The sequence below is a fragment of the Bradyrhizobium sp. SZCCHNS3016 genome, from assembly GCF_032484535.1.
GTDB lineage: Bacteria > Pseudomonadota > Alphaproteobacteria > Rhizobiales > Xanthobacteraceae > Bradyrhizobium.
Window position 1 is genome coordinate 96,338 of the sequence record NZ_JAUETE010000006.1, and the last position, 14,562, is coordinate 110,899.

Here is a 14,562-nt window from a genome sequence, read left to right on the forward strand (position 1 = left end):
CGAGACGCGCCGCAAGGGCGGCGCTCCTCACCATGAGGGTCTAGCGCGTCTCCGCGGACAGAGTCCTCGTCCTGAGGAGCCCGCCGAAGGCGGGCATCTCGAAGGACGGCCGCGAACTCCGTCGAGCTTACGCCCCGCCCGGATAGTTCGGGCTTTCGCGCGTGATCGTGACGTCATGCACGTGGCTTTCGCGCAGGCCCGCGCCGGTGATGCGGACGAACTCGGACTTGGAGTGAAACTCGCCGAGATCCTTGGCGCCGACATAGCCCATGGCGGCACGGAGACCGCCGGCGAGCTGGTGCATGACGTTGCCGACCGGGCCCTTGTACGGCACCTGGCCCTCGATGCCCTCGGGCACGAGCTTGAGCGTGTCCTTGATGTCCTGCTGGAAGTAGCGGTCGGCCGAGCCGCGCGCCATCGCGCCGACCGAGCCCATGCCGCGATAGGCCTTGTAGGAGCGGCCCTGCCACAGGAACACCTCGCCGGGGGTCTCGTCGGTGCCGGCGAGCAGCGAGCCGACCATGGCGACGTCGGCGCCGGCGGCGAGCGCCTTGGCGAGATCGCCGGAGAACTTGATGCCGCCGTCGGCGATGACAGGCACATCGGCCTTCTTGGCCGCCTCGACCGCATCCATGATCGCGGTGAGCTGCGGCACGCCGACGCCGGCGACGATGCGGGTGGTGCAGATCGAGCCCGGACCGATGCCGACCTTGACGGCGTCAGCGCCGGCATCGATCAGCGCCTGCGCGCCGTCGCGGGTGGCGATGTTGCCGGCGATCACCTGCACGGCGTTGGAGATGCGCTTGATGCGGTTGACCGCCTCGAGCACGCGCGAGGAATGGCCATGCGCGGTGTCGACCACGATGAGGTCGACGCCGGCCTCGATCAGCTTCTCGGTGCGCTCGAAGCCACCCTCGCCGACCGTCGTCGCCGCGGCCACGCGCAGCCGGCCCTGGCCGTCCTTGCAGGCGAGCGGATGCGCGACCGCCTTCTCCATGTCCTTGACGGTGATCAGGCCGACGCAGCGGTACTGATCGTCGACGACCAGCAGCTTCTCGATGCGGTGCTTGTGCAGGATCTTCTTGGCCTCGTCCTGGCCGACGCCCTCGCGCACGGTGACGAGGTTCTCGTGCGTCATCAGCTCGGAGATCTTCTGGCGCGGATCGGTGGCGAAGCGCACGTCACGATTGGTGAGAATGCCGACCAGCTTGCCCGGGATGCCCTTGCCGCCGCCGGTGACCACCGGGATGCCGGAGAAGCCGTAATCCTTCATCAGCGCCAGCGCGTCGGCGAGCGTCGCCTCGGGCGCGATGGTCAGCGGGTTGACCACCATGCCGGATTCGAACTTCTTGACCTGGCGCACCTGGGCGGCCTGGCCCTCGGGATCGAAATTGCGGTGGATGACCCCGACACCGCCGGCCTGCGCCATGGCGATCGCCATGCGCGCTTCGGTGACGGTATCCATGGCGGAGGCCATGATCGGAATGTTGAGCGGGATCTCGCGCGTCACGCGCGAGCGGATGTCGACCTCGGAGGGAAGCACATCGGAGAGGCCCGGCTTCAAGAGCACGTCGTCGAAGGTGAAGGCTTCGCGAAGTGTCTGGACGGTCGCCATCGTCAACTCCTTGTCTGCGGCCAAAACGGCCGCGATGCGGGTACGGATGAGCGACGCCGCCGTCGAGACCATGCCTCGCCGTCGAATCGGTGCCCATCGGTGGGGTTGACGCGGGTCGATAGCATGGGCCTGTGACGAATCAAAGGGCCGATCCACCATCCTCCCGCGATTGCGAGGAACGGCTGACAACGGCCCTCATTCGCGTGCCGCGCGCAATAAAAGATCGTGAATACCCTGAATCCGGAGCAGAAATTCCGCTCGCCTCCAGACCCGCCGGCCTCAGCGCCAAGCGCCCGGCGGCGGGCCGTAGCGCCTGATGGCGTCGACCACCTCGCGGTGCCGCCGGTCCTCCCGCCGCATGTGCACGGCGATCAAAGCGTGCGCCGAGGGCACCAGCAGCAGCACGTGGAAGAACAGGCCGAGGATGATGCAGACCACCGACAGCAGCAGGTTGAAGATCGCCGCGAAGGGCTGACCGTTGAACAACAGGCCCAGCGGCGGCACCAGTGCAGCGAGCAGATAGATCATCGACACACCTCCAAAACGGGACGCGACAGCGTCGCGCTGCATCTAGTGGGCCATGCGGCCGGTGCAATGGCCTCGGTTGTCGCGGGGTGATAAAGCCGCACCGCCCGCCCCTCCTCCTCCCCGCCTCCGGTCTTCGATGAACAAGCAACGCATCATTCCGCTGATCGTCGCCACCGCCCTGTTCATGGAGAACATGGACTCCACGGTGATCGCGACCTCGCTGCCGGCGATCGCCAGGGACATCGGCACCAGCCCGCTGACCTTGAAGCTCGCCATCACTTCGTATCTGCTGTCGCTGGCGGTGTTCATCCCGGCCAGCGGCTGGACCGCCGACCGCTTCGGCGCGCGACGCGTGTTCTCCAGCGCGGTCGCCGTGTTCATGATCGGCTCGATCGGCTGCGCCTTTGCCAACTCGGTCGAGAACTTCGTGTTCGCCCGCATCCTTCAGGGCATGGGCGGCGCGATGATGACGCCGGTCGGCCGGCTCGTGCTGCTGCGCTCGGTCGACAAGAGCGCGCTGGTCGGCGCCATGGCCTGGGTCACCATCCCCGCGCTGATCGGCCCGGTCATCGGGCCGCCGGTCGGCGGCTTCATCACCACCTATTTCTCCTGGCACTGGATCTTCCTGATCAACATCCCGATCGGCATCGTCGGCATCATCATGGCGCTGCGCTTCATCGATCCGATCAAGAGCGAGAACCCCGAGCCGTTCGATCTCACCGGCATGGTGCTCGCGGGCATCGGCCTCGCCGGTCTCGCCTTCGGCCTCTCCGTCGCCGGCCTCAATTTGCTGCCATGGTCGGTGGTCGGCAGTCTCGTCGCGATCGGCGCAATCTCGATGACGCTCTATGTCCGCCACTCCTGGCGGACCAACTCGCCGGTGCTCGACTTCTCGCTGCTGCGACTGCCGACCCTGCGCGCCTCGATCGTCGGCGGCTTCATGTTCCGGCTCGGCATCGGCGCACTGCCCTTCCTGCTGCCGCTCTTGATGCAGCTCGGCTTCGGCCTGTCGCCATTCCAGTCCGGCCTCGTCACCTTCGGCTCCTCGGCCGGCGCGATGGGCATGAAGGCGCTGGCCGCGCGCCTCATCCGCGCCTTCGGCTTCCGCCATCTGATGACGGTCAACGCCGTCGTCAGCTCCGTCTTCCTCGCCGCCTGCGCGCTGTTCACGCCGGCGACGCCGCTGCTGCTGATCCTGATCATTCTCGTGGTCGGCGGCTTCTTCCGCTCGTTGCAGTTCACCGCGATCAACACCGTCGCCTATGCCGAGGTCGAGACTGCGCAGATGAGCCGCGCCACCACGCTCACCAGTGTCAACCAGCAGCTCGCGATCTCCGCCGGCGTCGCGGTCGGCGCGTTCTCGGTGGAGACCACGATGTGGATGCACGGGGCGAGCCAGCTCACCGCGTCGTCCTTCGCGCCCGCCTTCATTGTCGTCGCGATCACGTCGGCGCTGTCGTCGATCCTGTTCTGGCAGATGCCGGATGACGCCGGCAGCGAGATCTCAGGCCGCAAGGTGGCTGCGATCGCGAGCCGCAAGGGCGCCGAGAAGGGCGCGGAGAAGGCCGCCAGGAAGTCGGCGAGCGAGACCACGCAGGACGTGCGGGATCAGCGGCTGGGGTAGCGACCGTTCTCCGGTCAAGGTCTCCTCGCGCCGGACTTCCAGAACTCGGCGAGGCGATCCGCCCACATCCGCGCGTGCAGCTCCGTGGCGGCACGGCTCATGTGGCAGCCGTCATGGCGCAGCGTAAGCCCGATCTGATCCGTATCCGGGCCAGGATGGACGCCGAGCGCCGGGTTCGGCACCGCAGCCTGCGCCGAGCGTATGATCTCGTCGGGAATGCTGCCGCAAAGCGTCGCCGTGGCCACGAAGATCGGCGCCGTCACGTCGGCCGCCCGCAGGCCGGCGACGATCTCCAGATAGTTCCGCAAGTACGACAGCCGGCCCGCTTCCTTCATCTTCGGGGTGACTTGCAGATGCGTGCCGTCCTCCGCCCCGTTTGTCGAGAAGGCGAAGGCGTTGGACTCGCCCTGATGCCAGAGCACCGCGCTCGGCTCGAGACCGGCGTCGCGCAGGCCGGCGATGGTTGCGAGCAGCACCTCGAAATACTTGCCGCCGCGGGCGCGCCACTCCTCCAGATAGGTGCCGCCGATGGCGACCGGCGCAATCAGCACCGTCTTCGCCAGCCCGCGATCGATCAATTCATCGCCCAACCGGGTGGCGACGTTCTCGCCCTCGCCCGGCGTTCCCAGCAATGGATTGCGCGCCACGTAGCAGCGGCCGTCGAAGCGGTCGAAATTGTAGAACCGGTTGTGAGGCTGATAGAGCCGGCCACTCTGATCGGGCGCGCCGGTGTTGGAGATGTTCGACTGGCCCGCGGTCAGAAGCACCACCAGCCCCTCGCGCGGAACGGCGTCGCAGGCAATTGGCGTCGCCCTGGCACGGCCAGCCTCGTTGTCCCCCATGAGACAGCGCGAGGCGTTGCCGCCCGCGATGAAATCCGCGTCAGAACCGTACAGCGCAAGGGCGAGGTTGCGTCCCTGCAGCAGGCTCTGCACCTCCGGGTCGCTGCTCGCGCCGTCGATACGACGGTCGATGTCGGCAAAGGCGGCGCGCCGCGTGCGTACCTGCTCCAGCAGCGCCAGGAAGCCTGTGCGGGTCGAGATCGGTCCGACGGCGCAGGGAACGCAATTGCCGTCGCGTGACCTGGCAGAGGTTGTCGGCTGGCAGACGTCGCGAGCCGGCAGCACCTCCGCAGCTCCTGCCGTGGCAGTCAACGAGACGGCCAACCACGCACCGACAAGCGTGGCCGCGATTGCGCGTCGCATCATGTTCGGATCACTTCCTTCGCCTCGTTTGACGGCCGCCTCAGGCGCCGGGCCCTGACTTCCCAGCCATGCGCGCGACACGGCCTCGTTCGAACATGCGTCGGGAGCGCGGGTTTTCCATTATAGTCCGACTTCATGAAAGAGAGCCGAATCGACCCGCAGCCGCTCGCGGCGATGGCGATGAACTGTTGGCCGTCCGCGCTTCTCCTGGCAGCGACGGCGCTTGCCGTCCCGGCACTCGGCGGCCTTGTCAGGCCGGCCTTCGTGCTCGGCTGCGCGGTCGCCGGCTGGTTCGCGTGGCGTCGCAGCCCCGAAGCCCACGTTCAGTCGGCGATCCTGATGTTCGCCTTCGCTCCTTTCGTGCGCCGCCTGGTCGACATCTCCGCAGGATTCGATTCGTCCGGCATCATGTTGAGCGGCCCCCTGCTGTTCATCATCGCGCCAGTTCCGAGTCTGGCACTCTCGCCCTCGGCCAAGGACAGGCCGGGCAATCCCTGGCTTGTGGCGCCGCTCATCATCCTCGCCTGCATCGTCTATGGCGGCGCGCTTTCGATCTTCCAAAACGACTGGTTCAACGCCGCCAATGGCGGAATGAAATGGGCCGCGCCCGTACTCTATGCGATCGCCCTGCAGCAGCGGGCGCAATCCGACGGCGCCCTGCTCGATGCCATCACGCGCGTGTTCCTGCTGGTGCTGCCGCTCACCGGCCTCTACGGCATCTGGCAATATGTCGATCCGCAAGGCTGGGATCGGTTCTGGATGGTGAACGCCAGCATCACCTCGGCCGGCTATCCGCTGCCCTACATGGTGCGCGTGTTCAGCACGATGAACGGCCCGGCCAGCTACGCGACCTTCACGGCCACGGGCCTGCTGCTGGTGGGTTTCCTGCGCCCGGGATGGCCGGCACTGGCGGCGATGGCGCCGGCGGCGCTCGGCCTGTTGCTGTCGCTCTACCGCACCAGCTGGATCACGCTCGCGGTGGGCGTGCTGTTCTGCATGCTGTTCCCCTCGACGCGGCGTCGTGCCGTATCGATCACGGTCGGACTGGTCGGCGCGGTGATCGTCACCGTCATGTTCACGCCGTTCGCGGAGGTCATCACCTCCCGTCTGGAATCGCTCGGCAGCGTGTCGCAGGACAGCAGCGGCAGCGAGCGGCTGGATGAGTTCGTCACGCTGTGGAATGCGCCGAACAGCATGGTCCTGGGATCTGGCTTCACCATCACCGACGTCGGCGTCGCCGGCGCGATGCCGATCGACGGGCAGATCATCGCAAGCTGGGTGACGATGGGCATTCCGGTCGGACTGATCTGCCTCGCAGCCTATGTCTGGGTTGGGCTCGCCGCCACCGGCGCCGCCTGGCGGATGCCGACGCGCGAGGGTGCCGTGCTCGGCGCGATCGCCATCAGTGCGCTGCTGATCCAGCTGCCGCTGACCAGCATCTCCTCCGGCGAGGTCTCGGCGCTGTTCTGGATGCTCGTCGCCATGGCCTGTCCGCTCGACCAGATGGCCGGCGGCGCACGGCGCACCGTCGACGCTCAGCAGCATCAGGCCGGCGCCTGATCGGACGTTGCAACGCGCGGCGCGATCGCCGCAGTCTGCGGCTTGCGGGAGGCCAGCGGTGCAAGCCCGAAGACCGGCAGCAGATGCAGCCGCTGCAGGATGGCATGCGCGATCAGAGGAAGCACGACACCGGCCGCCGTCCCGGCCAACAGATAGACCCATGGCGATGGCGGGATGTGCAGCTTGAGCATGATGATGCGCATGCCCGACCCGCTGAGGATGTGCAGGACATAGATCGTCATCGACGCTACGCCTGCGGCCGCAAGCCAGCGATGACGCGCCGGGGCAAGCAGCTTGCAGAGCCCGACCGTGCCGGCGATCCCGAGCACACAAGCCGGCAGGGAGGCGAGCCCGTTGGCGTCCATGCCGGACAGCTGGCCGCCCAGCGCCACTGCGGCCGCAAACGCAATCCCGATCACGGCCAGGAAGGACCAGCCGAACGGCCGCCATTCCGCCACCACGCTGACACCGTAGACGCCCGCGACGTAGAACGGCAGATGATGCAGCGTGAGCGCGAGGTCAGGCCGGATCGGCAGCGCGAGGAACACGCAAAGCCCGGCCAGCGCGAGCGTGATCAAGACCGTCCGCGACGGGACCAGCACCGCGATCACGTGGCAGATCATCAGCGCGTAGAGGAACCAGAACTGTGCGATCGGACGATACCAGATCGCGGCGAGATCGCTCGCGTGGATCGGGATGTTGGCATCCCGCGCCAGCAGCATCGTGATCCCGCCCTGGATCAGCGACCACAGCACGTAGGGATAGGCGATGGTCCAGAGCTTGGACGTGAGGAAGGAACGCGCGCCGCGCCGCAAGCTGTGCTGCACGTTCAAGCCGGCCAGGAAGAAGAACAGCGGCATGTGGAACGTGTAGAGCGTGTAGTCCATCCAGCGCGCGACGGCTCCCTCCGGGAAGATCCCCGGGCGCACCAGACCGCCAAGCACGTGACCGTACACCACCAGGATGACGCCGAGGCCGCGCGCGAAGTCGATCCACGCCGTGCGCGCGGTGTCAGCCGTTGCCCTCTGCGTTCCAGCCTCCACGCCCGATATGTCCTACCCTGTCGCGCAGCCCGCGTCCGGTTTGCGATCCTGCGAAGTCAGCGCCGCATTCATCCAAGTCATAGCGCAGCCGGCTTTGCAGCGCCGTCGGCGCCTGCCAGGACATCGGGGGTATTCTCGCGTTAGTCTTAACCAACCGATAAGCCTCTGCCGGATGGCTGCCGGCTACGCCGGGGATCGCGACCAGAGCCAGGCACGAGGTGGAGACGCTGGCCACCTCACCCGGCGCCGGCGATCAAGCGCGGCGCGTCCGATCCGCTGCGGCCTGGTCGGCACACGCGACTCGGGCTCCCGCGCGGCCCTTCCCAGGGGAACGGCCGACGCAGGGCTCGTTTGCAGCTCATGGCCCAAGAGCTGGCGCCGCATCCCACCCCAAGCCGGGGGCTCACCCCTGCCCTCGAACGCAACATCGAGGCGCCGGTCGACCGGCGCAAGCGCGAGCTGACGGAGGCGACCACCCAGCAGAAGGTGGCCGAAGCGATCACGCGCTTCACGAGGGCGATGACTTTCGTCTATCTGCATCTCACGGTGTTCGGCTTCTGGATCGTCGCCAATCTGCATCTCATCCCCGGCGTGCCCGCCTGGGACGAGAGCTTCGCCGAGTTCGCCATGATCGCGTCGGTCGAGGCGATCTTCCTCTCGACCTTCGTGCTGATCTCGCAGAACCGCATGGCGGCCGAAGCCCACAAGCGCGCCGATCCCGACCTGCAAATCAGCCTGCTGGCGGAGCCCGAGCTAACTCAGGTCGTGACGCTGCTGAACCAGATGGCGCAGCGGATGGGCATCGAATGCCAAACCGGAACTGCGCGACGCGTCGAAGGACATCGCGCAGGAGCGCGTGCTCGACAAGATCGAGGAGGCGCAGCGCTGACGTCGCGCGAGCAGCATGCGGGGCCGGTGTCCCCGCGGTCGTTGCGCTCGCCCGGGCGACGCACCACCGGGGCAGCAAAGGTGGCGCGGTTCAGCTTGCGCGCCACACTCAATCCTCATTCGCCTTGAAGCGCCCGAGTCCCTTGAGGACGAACGGCGCGACGAGCGCAATCAGCGCGACCACCAGCAGAGTGGCAGAGATCGGCGACTGCAGCAGGGTCATGGGATCGCCGAGGCTGATCGCGAGCGCCCGCCGCAACTGGCTCTCGGCGATCGGCCCGAGGATCAGCCCGACCACGACCGGCGCAATCGGGAAATCGAACCGGCGCATCAGGAAGCCGAGCACGCCGAAGCCGGCCAGCATCGACAATTCGACCACGGACGGCTTTGCGGCGATCGTCCCCATCGTGGCGAACACGAGGATGCCGGCGTAGAGCCAGGGCGTCGGGATCGCGAGCAGCTTGACCCACAGACCGACCAGCGGCAGGTTGAGCACCAGCAGCATCGTGTTGGCGATGAACAGGCTGGCGATCAGGCCCCAGACAAGGTCGGGCCGCTCGGCGAACAGCAGCGGGCCCGGATTGAGGCCATATTGCTGGAAGCCGGCGAGCATCATCGCGGCGGTCGCCGAGGTGGGCAGGCCGAGGGTCAGCAGCGGCACCAGCGTGCCCGCGGCGGAGGCGTTGTTGGCGGCCTCAGGACCGGCGACGCCCTCGATCGCGCCCTTGCCGAACTGATCGGGATATTTGGTCAGCCGTCGCTCGGTCGAATAGGACAGGAAGGTGGGGATCTCCGCCCCACCGGCCGGCAGCGCGCCGATCGGAAAGCCGAACATCGTGCCGCGCAGCCACGGCTTCCACGACCGCTTCCAATCCTCGCGCGTCATCCACAGCGAGCCCTTGATGGCCTCGATCTTCTCCTCGCTATGGTGCCGGCGCGAGGCGACGTAGAGCGCTTCGCCGACCGCGAACAGGCCGACCGCCAAGGTCGTCACCTCGACGCCATCGAGCAGCTCCGGCACGCCGAAGGCGAGCCGCGCCTGTCCCGTCAGTTTGTCGATGCCGATCAGGCCGAGCGTCAGGCCGATGAACAGGCTGGTGAGGCCGCGGATCGGTGAATCGCCGAACGTCGCGGACACCGTGACGAAGGCGACGCACATCAGCGCGAAGTAGTCCTCCGGCCCGAAGCGCACGGCGATGTCGACGAGATACGGCGACAGGAACGCGAGTCCGATGGTGGCGATGGTGCCCGCGACGAACGAGCCGATCGCCGCCGTCGCCAGCGCCGGGCCGCCGCGGCCGGCCTTGGCCATCTTGTTGCCCTCGAGCGCGGTCGCCATCGAGGCGCTCTCGCCGGGGGTGTTGATCAGGATCGCGGTGGTCGATCCACCATACATGCCGCCATAATAGATGCCGGCGAACATGATCAGCGAACCGCCGGGATCGAGCTTGTAGGTCACCGGCAGCAGCAGCGCGACGGTGAGCGCCGGCCCGATGCCCGGCAGCACGCCGACGGCGGTGCCGAGGAACACGCCGACCAGCGCATAGAGCAGGTTCATGGGCTGAACGGCGATCGCCATCCCATGCGCGAGCGCGGCAAAGGTGTCCATCAGAGCAGTCTTTCGAGCGGACCGGCGGGAAGGCTCAGGGTCAGGAGGCGGTCGAATGCGAGATAGATCAGCGTCGTCAGCACCGCGCCGATGATGACGTCGGTGACGAAGGCGCGCCGGCCGAACGCGGCCGACGTCGTCACGAACAGCGCGGTGGTCGCCAGGATGAAGCCGCCACCGAAGCCGATGATCGCGATCAAGAGCGCGAGGCCTGCGAGGATCAACAGCACCGCCATCGGATCGGAGCTCTCGCGCGGCGGCAGGTTGCCTCTGAGGGCATCGATCAGATTGGCCAGTGCAAGAATGCCGAGCCCGATCGCGATCACGACCGGCATGACCTGCGGGCCCATGCCGTACATCGTGGTCGCCGGAATCTGATTGGCGTCATAGACAAGCACGAGCGCGACAGCCGCCAGCAGCGCCGCAATGACGATGCCGGCCTTGTCGACGCCTCCCGAGGCGGGTGTCTCGGTGCCGGCGCTCTCCGTCGTCATGACTTGACGAGGCCGACCGACTTCAACACGTCGGTGACGCGGACGTTCTCCTTTTTCAGGAAGTCGGCGAATGCATCACCTGGAAGATAGGCGTCATCCCAGCCCTTCTGCTTCAGGATCTCCTTCCACGCATCCGACTTCACCATCTTCTCGACGGCCTCGCTGAGCGTCTTCTTCTGCTCCGGCGTGATGCCGGGCGCCGCGACCACCGAGCGCCAATTGGCGAGCACGAGGTCGATGCCCTGCTCCTTGAAGGTTGGGATGTCGACCCCTGGAATGCGTTTCTCCGAGGACACACCGATGGCGCGCAGCTTGCCGCTCTTGATCTGCCCGTCGTATTCCGACAGGCCGGAAATGCCCGCCGTGACCTTGCCGCCGAGGATCGCCGCCAGCGACTCGCCGCCGCCCGAGAACGGGATGTAGTTGACCTTCTTGGCGTCGGCGCCGACGGCGCCGGCGAACAGCGCCGCCATCACGTGATCGACGCCGCCGGCCGAACCGCCGGCGAAGGTGACCTTGGCGATGTCGGCCTTCAGCGCCGCGGCGAGATCCTGCGCCGTCTTGATCGGCGAGTTCGCGGGCACGACGATGACCTGGATCTCCTCGGTCAGCCGCGCGATCGGGGTCACCTGCTCCAAGGTCACCGGCGACTTGTTCATGGCGAGCGCGCCGACCATGACGAAGCCGTTGACCATCAGCTGGTTGCCGTCGCCCTTGGCGCCGTTGACGAACTGCGCGATGCCAACGGTGCCGCCCGCCCCCGCCACATTGGTGACCTGGACGCTGCGCGCCACGCCCGACGCGACGAAGGCCTGCTGCATGGCCCGCGCGGTCTGGTCCCAGCCGCCGCCGGGCGCGGCCGGCGCCATCACCTTCAGCTCGAGCTGCTGGGCGAAGGCCGGAGCACCGGCAAGGAAGGTCAAAGCGACGATGGCGCCGAACAGGCGCGTACAGAACGAATTCAAAGCGATCCTCCACGGTCGGCCGAACGAACGGCTCGCGTTTCTTCTCTTGCCCCTCACGAGCGGCATTTCAGCGGGAAATGCGGCCCCTGTCCAGACGGGATTGCTCGCGCCGTCGCCCGCGTTGCAGCAGCAGCCCTGGGAGGACGAGACGGTTGTGGGAGGAGCGGCCTAACCGCAAGTCCAGACCATCCCCACTGGCGTCCGCGTCCAGCACGGGCCGAAGCTGCCGCCATTGTAGTGGCCGCGATAGAAGCCTGGCTGGCCGAAATAATGCCACTCGCCGTTGTAGAGCATGTATTTCGGTGTGCCGTCGATATACCAATGGCGGCGGCTGCCGCGCGGCCCGTTGCGCATGGCCTCCTTGTCGGCATAGAGCGGCAAGCTGTTGTTGGGCGGCTGCTTGTAGCCGGGCAGGAAGCCATAGCCCTGCCAGCGGTGGGCCTTGCGCTTGTGCGACGGCGCGGCGGTCGCGATCGCGGGGACCAGCAGCAGAAGCGTCACGATCGAGACGATGAAACGATGTGGCATCACGGCAGCCCGATGGATACGAGGTCTCGAATCTTCAGTTCGATTGCGGCACGGCAACGGCCGTACCGTCATGAATTGTTTCAGCGATGCCGCCGATGCGCGCGGCGCGGCGGAGGCGACGGCGGGGCGTAGAAGGGATTGAGGTCGCACATCGCGGACCGGCCCGACGCCGTCGCGCGACATTGCGGCAGCGACGTGTAGCTGCAGTCGATCCACTCGCCACCGCCAAACCGGCCGCCCTCATAGACCTTCATGCACACGGGATAGCGCGGATCGTAGGCCTGGGCGTGAGCCGGCCCCGATATGGCCGAGCCCACCATCAAAGCGACCGCGACAGCGCTGCAGGTCAGGACACGCATTTCGGGACCTCCGGAACGGGTCTCGTCGGCCAAGCCGATTCCCGAGACCTTGTTGCATCTGCTCTGTATCGCCGGCGCTGGCCGGTCGCAATGACGACATTACAACAGGTCGGCCTGCTCTCCGCCGCGGAAACCCATCGCCAGCACGTAGCGCTCCGACGAATCCTGCCGGCTCGCCGCCGGCTTGACGTGGCGGACGCTGGCGTAATCGCGCTTGAGCTGCGCCATCAAGTCGGCATCGGCGCCGCTCTGGAACGTCTTAGCGAGAAAGCTGCCGCCCGGTTTGAGCACCTCGCTGGCGAAATGCGCGGCGAGTTCGACGAGACCGACGATGCGGAGCTGGTCGGTCTTGCGGTGGCCGGTGGTGTTGGCGGCCATGTCGGACATCACGACGTCGGCGCGGCCCCCGATCATCGCCGTCAGCTTCTCCGGCGCATCCTGGGCGTGGAAATCGAGCTGGGTGAAGGTGACGCCGGGGATCTCGCCCATCTCCAGCAGATCGATCGCGACCACCTTGCCCTTCCCGGCCTCGGCCCCGACCCGACGCGCCGCGATCTGGCTCCAGCCGCCAGGCGCAGCGCCGAGATCGACCACCGTCATGCCGGGCTTGAGCAGCCGGTATTTGTCATCGATCTCGAGCAGCTTGTAGGCCGCGCGCGAGCGATAGCCGTCGCGCTTGGCCTTGATGACATAGGGATCGTTGAGCTGGCGCTCCAGCCAGAGTTTCGAGGACAGCTTGCGCTTGCCTCCGGTCTTGACCTGCACATGCATGCGGCCGGTCGTGTCTTTTGCCATGTGTTTCTCGGTCGTCGTGACCAGACGCGGGAGGCGAAAATCCGTCCATGCTCGAGGTCTGGCGGAACTACAAAGGTCACCCTCCCCTGGAGGGGGAGGGTCGATCGGGAGCGAAGCGAGCGATCGGGGTGGGGTGAGCCACACGAAGACTGCTCGTGGAACTCACCCCACCCCGTCTCACATTGCGCTGCGCTCCATGTGAGACGACCCTCCCCCTCCAGGGGAGGGTGAAGTCGCTACGCCGTGCGCAGCGCGCCGTCCTCGCGCATCATCTCTACCAGCATGCCCTCGCGCAGGCCGCGATCGGCGACGCGCAGCCGCGGCAGCGGAAACGCCAGGCGAATCGCGTCGAGAATGGCGCAGCCCGCGAGCACGAGGTCGGCGCGGTCGATGCTGATGCAGTTGTTCTCGGCGCGCTCCTGGTAGCTCATCGCCAGCAGCTTGGCGATCGTCGTCGTGATGTCGGCATCGTTGATCCAGATGCCGTCGACCCGGCGCCGATCGTAACGCGCGAGGTTGAGATGAATGCCGCCGAGCGTCGTCACGGTGCCGGAGGTGCCGAGCAGGTGCATGCCGGAGAGGTCGCCGCCGTTCTCGGCCGCGAACGGCCCGACATGCTCGGCCACGGCCTCGACCATGGCGGCATAGATCTCCGGCGTCACGTCGCGGCCGCCGAAGCGTTCGGCCAGCGTCACGACGCCGAGCGGGATCGACATCCAGGCCTTGATCCGCGGTTCGGCGTTGCGTTCGGCCGGATCGCGCTCGATCCGCACCAGTTCGCTGGAGCCGCCGCCAATGTCGAACAGGATGGCCCCGCGTCCGCCTGGATCCAGCAGCGGCGCGCAGCCCTTGACGGCCAGCGCCGCCTCGGTCTCGCGGTCGATCACCTCGAGCTCGATGCCGGTCTCCGCCGCCACCCGGCTGCGGAACCCCTCCGCATTGGAGGCGGCCCGGCAGGCCTCGGTCGCGATCAGACGCAGGCGGCTGGCCTTCTTGGATTGGATCTTGTCCCGGCAGATGCTGAGCGCGGCGATGGCCCGATCCATCGCCGCATCGCTGATGCAGCCGGTGGTCGAGATGCCCTCGCCCAGCCGGACAATGCGCGAGAAGGAGTCGACCACGCGGAAACTGTCGCCCGAAGGACAGGCGATCAGGAGCCGGCAATTGTTGGTTCCGAGGTCCAGGGCCGCGTAGACGCTGCTGCCATTGCTGGCGCAGGAAGGCGTCGCGACGTCCAGACCCGGACGCAAGCCGGGCTCCAGGTTCCCGCGCGGCGTGGGACTCTCCCGCAGCCGCGTGTCATTGATCATTCAAATGTCTTTCCGCTGGCCGAACCGGCCCAGATGGAA

Annotated in this window: 13 protein-coding genes and 1 pseudogene; 3 read left to right on the forward strand and 11 right to left on the reverse strand. The window is 67.2% G+C overall.

Annotated elements, in window-relative coordinates; translation table 11 throughout:
* Nucleotides 1-127: 127 nt before the first annotated feature.
* Complete coding sequence (gene guaB / locus QW881_RS13755) at nucleotides 128-1,615, reverse strand: IMP dehydrogenase (RefSeq protein WP_315757900.1); 1,488 nt, start codon at nucleotides 1,613-1,615, stop codon at nucleotides 128-130.
* A 279-nt stretch (nucleotides 1,616-1,894) separates the two neighbouring features.
* Nucleotides 1,895-2,143, reverse strand: a complete 249-nt coding sequence (locus QW881_RS13760) for a hypothetical protein (RefSeq protein ID WP_315757901.1) — start codon at nucleotides 2,141-2,143, stop codon at nucleotides 1,895-1,897.
* A gap of 136 nt (nucleotides 2,144-2,279) precedes the next feature.
* Between QW881_RS13760 and QW881_RS13765 the strand changes: the two genes are divergently transcribed.
* Complete coding sequence (locus QW881_RS13765; protein WP_315757902.1) at nucleotides 2,280-3,767, forward strand: DHA2 family efflux MFS transporter permease subunit; 1,488 nt, start codon at nucleotides 2,280-2,282, stop codon at nucleotides 3,765-3,767.
* A gap of 14 nt (nucleotides 3,768-3,781) precedes the next feature.
* Here the strand turns inward: QW881_RS13765 and QW881_RS13770 are convergent, their stop codons facing one another.
* Nucleotides 3,782-4,894, reverse strand: coding sequence for a sialate O-acetylesterase (locus QW881_RS13770; protein WP_316158441.1), 1,113 nt, complete (start codon nucleotides 4,892-4,894; stop codon nucleotides 3,782-3,784).
* Between the two features lie 213 nt (nucleotides 4,895-5,107).
* Between QW881_RS13770 and QW881_RS13775 the strand changes: the two genes are divergently transcribed.
* Entirely contained in the window at nucleotides 5,108-6,532 is a 1,425-nt protein-coding gene (locus QW881_RS13775; protein WP_315757904.1) for an O-antigen ligase domain-containing protein, read from the forward strand.
* On the opposite strand, the gene QW881_RS13780 is transcribed toward QW881_RS13775, so the two are convergent.
* A complete protein-coding gene (locus QW881_RS13780) occupies nucleotides 6,517-7,575 on the reverse strand; it encodes an acyltransferase (RefSeq protein WP_315757905.1) in 1,059 nt (352 codons plus the stop codon). The genes QW881_RS13775 and QW881_RS13780 overlap by 16 nt on opposite strands.
* A 360-nt stretch (nucleotides 7,576-7,935) precedes the next feature.
* Here QW881_RS13780 and QW881_RS13785 point away from each other — a divergent pair.
* A pseudogene (locus QW881_RS13785) lies at nucleotides 7,936-8,464 on the forward strand (DUF1003 domain-containing protein).
* A 108-nt stretch (nucleotides 8,465-8,572) separates the two neighbouring features.
* Here QW881_RS13785 and QW881_RS13790 read toward each other — a convergent pair.
* The 7 genes from QW881_RS13790 to QW881_RS13820 form a co-directional block, all read right to left on the reverse strand.
* Nucleotides 8,573-10,072, reverse strand: a complete 1,500-nt coding sequence (locus QW881_RS13790; RefSeq protein ID WP_315757907.1) for a tripartite tricarboxylate transporter permease — start codon at nucleotides 10,070-10,072, stop codon at nucleotides 8,573-8,575.
* Entirely contained in the window at nucleotides 10,072-10,566 is a 495-nt protein-coding gene (locus tag QW881_RS13795) for a tripartite tricarboxylate transporter TctB family protein (RefSeq protein ID WP_315757908.1), read from the reverse strand. The genes QW881_RS13790 and QW881_RS13795 overlap by 1 nt, the downstream gene beginning before the upstream one ends.
* On the reverse strand, nucleotides 10,563-11,531 hold the full coding sequence (locus tag QW881_RS13800; protein ID WP_315757909.1) for a Bug family tripartite tricarboxylate transporter substrate binding protein: 969 nt from the start codon (nucleotides 11,529-11,531) through the stop codon (nucleotides 10,563-10,565). The genes QW881_RS13795 and QW881_RS13800 overlap by 4 nt, the downstream gene beginning before the upstream one ends.
* Nucleotides 11,532-11,699: 168 nt before the next feature.
* Nucleotides 11,700-12,059: a hypothetical protein gene (locus tag QW881_RS13805; protein ID WP_315757910.1), complete on the reverse strand. Its 360-nt coding sequence runs from the start codon at nucleotides 12,057-12,059 to the stop codon at nucleotides 11,700-11,702.
* An 80-nt stretch (nucleotides 12,060-12,139) separates the two neighbouring features.
* Nucleotides 12,140-12,418 carry a DUF3551 domain-containing protein gene (locus QW881_RS13810; protein WP_315757911.1) on the reverse strand — a complete coding sequence of 93 codons (279 nt, stop codon included), beginning with the start codon at nucleotides 12,416-12,418 and terminating at the stop codon, nucleotides 12,140-12,142.
* A gap of 99 nt (nucleotides 12,419-12,517) precedes the next feature.
* Nucleotides 12,518-13,213 (reverse strand): RlmE family RNA methyltransferase, encoded by a 696-nt coding sequence (locus QW881_RS13815; protein WP_315757912.1) that lies wholly within the window; start codon nucleotides 13,211-13,213, stop codon nucleotides 12,518-12,520.
* Between the two features lie 236 nt (nucleotides 13,214-13,449).
* Complete coding sequence (locus tag QW881_RS13820) at nucleotides 13,450-14,523, reverse strand: Ppx/GppA phosphatase family protein (RefSeq protein WP_315757913.1); 1,074 nt, start codon at nucleotides 14,521-14,523, stop codon at nucleotides 13,450-13,452.
* Nucleotides 14,524-14,562: the final 39 nt, after the last annotated feature.

Coding starts and splice junctions, on each gene's coding strand:
- QW881_RS13815 (WP_315757912.1), bottom strand. CDS start 13,213: ATGGCAAAAGACACGACCGGCCGCATGCATGTGCAGGTCAAGACCGGA.
- QW881_RS13765 (WP_315757902.1), top strand. CDS start 2,280: ATGAACAAGCAACGCATCATTCCGCTGATCGTCGCCACCGCCCTGTTC.
- guaB (WP_315757900.1), bottom strand. CDS start 1,615: ATGGCGACCGTCCAGACACTTCGCGAAGCCTTCACCTTCGACGACGTG.
- QW881_RS13805 (WP_315757910.1), bottom strand. CDS start 12,059: ATGCCACATCGTTTCATCGTCTCGATCGTGACGCTTCTGCTGCTGGTC.
- QW881_RS13760 (WP_315757901.1), bottom strand. CDS start 2,143: ATGATCTATCTGCTCGCTGCACTGGTGCCGCCGCTGGGCCTGTTGTTC.
- QW881_RS13795 (WP_315757908.1), bottom strand. CDS start 10,566: ATGACGACGGAGAGCGCCGGCACCGAGACACCCGCCTCGGGAGGCGTC.
- QW881_RS13775 (WP_315757904.1), top strand. CDS start 5,108: ATGAAAGAGAGCCGAATCGACCCGCAGCCGCTCGCGGCGATGGCGATG.
- QW881_RS13810 (WP_315757911.1), bottom strand. CDS start 12,418: ATGCGTGTCCTGACCTGCAGCGCTGTCGCGGTCGCTTTGATGGTGGGC.
- QW881_RS13790 (WP_315757907.1), bottom strand. CDS start 10,072: ATGGACACCTTTGCCGCGCTCGCGCATGGGATGGCGATCGCCGTTCAG.
- QW881_RS13820 (WP_315757913.1), bottom strand. CDS start 14,523: ATGATCAATGACACGCGGCTGCGGGAGAGTCCCACGCCGCGCGGGAAC.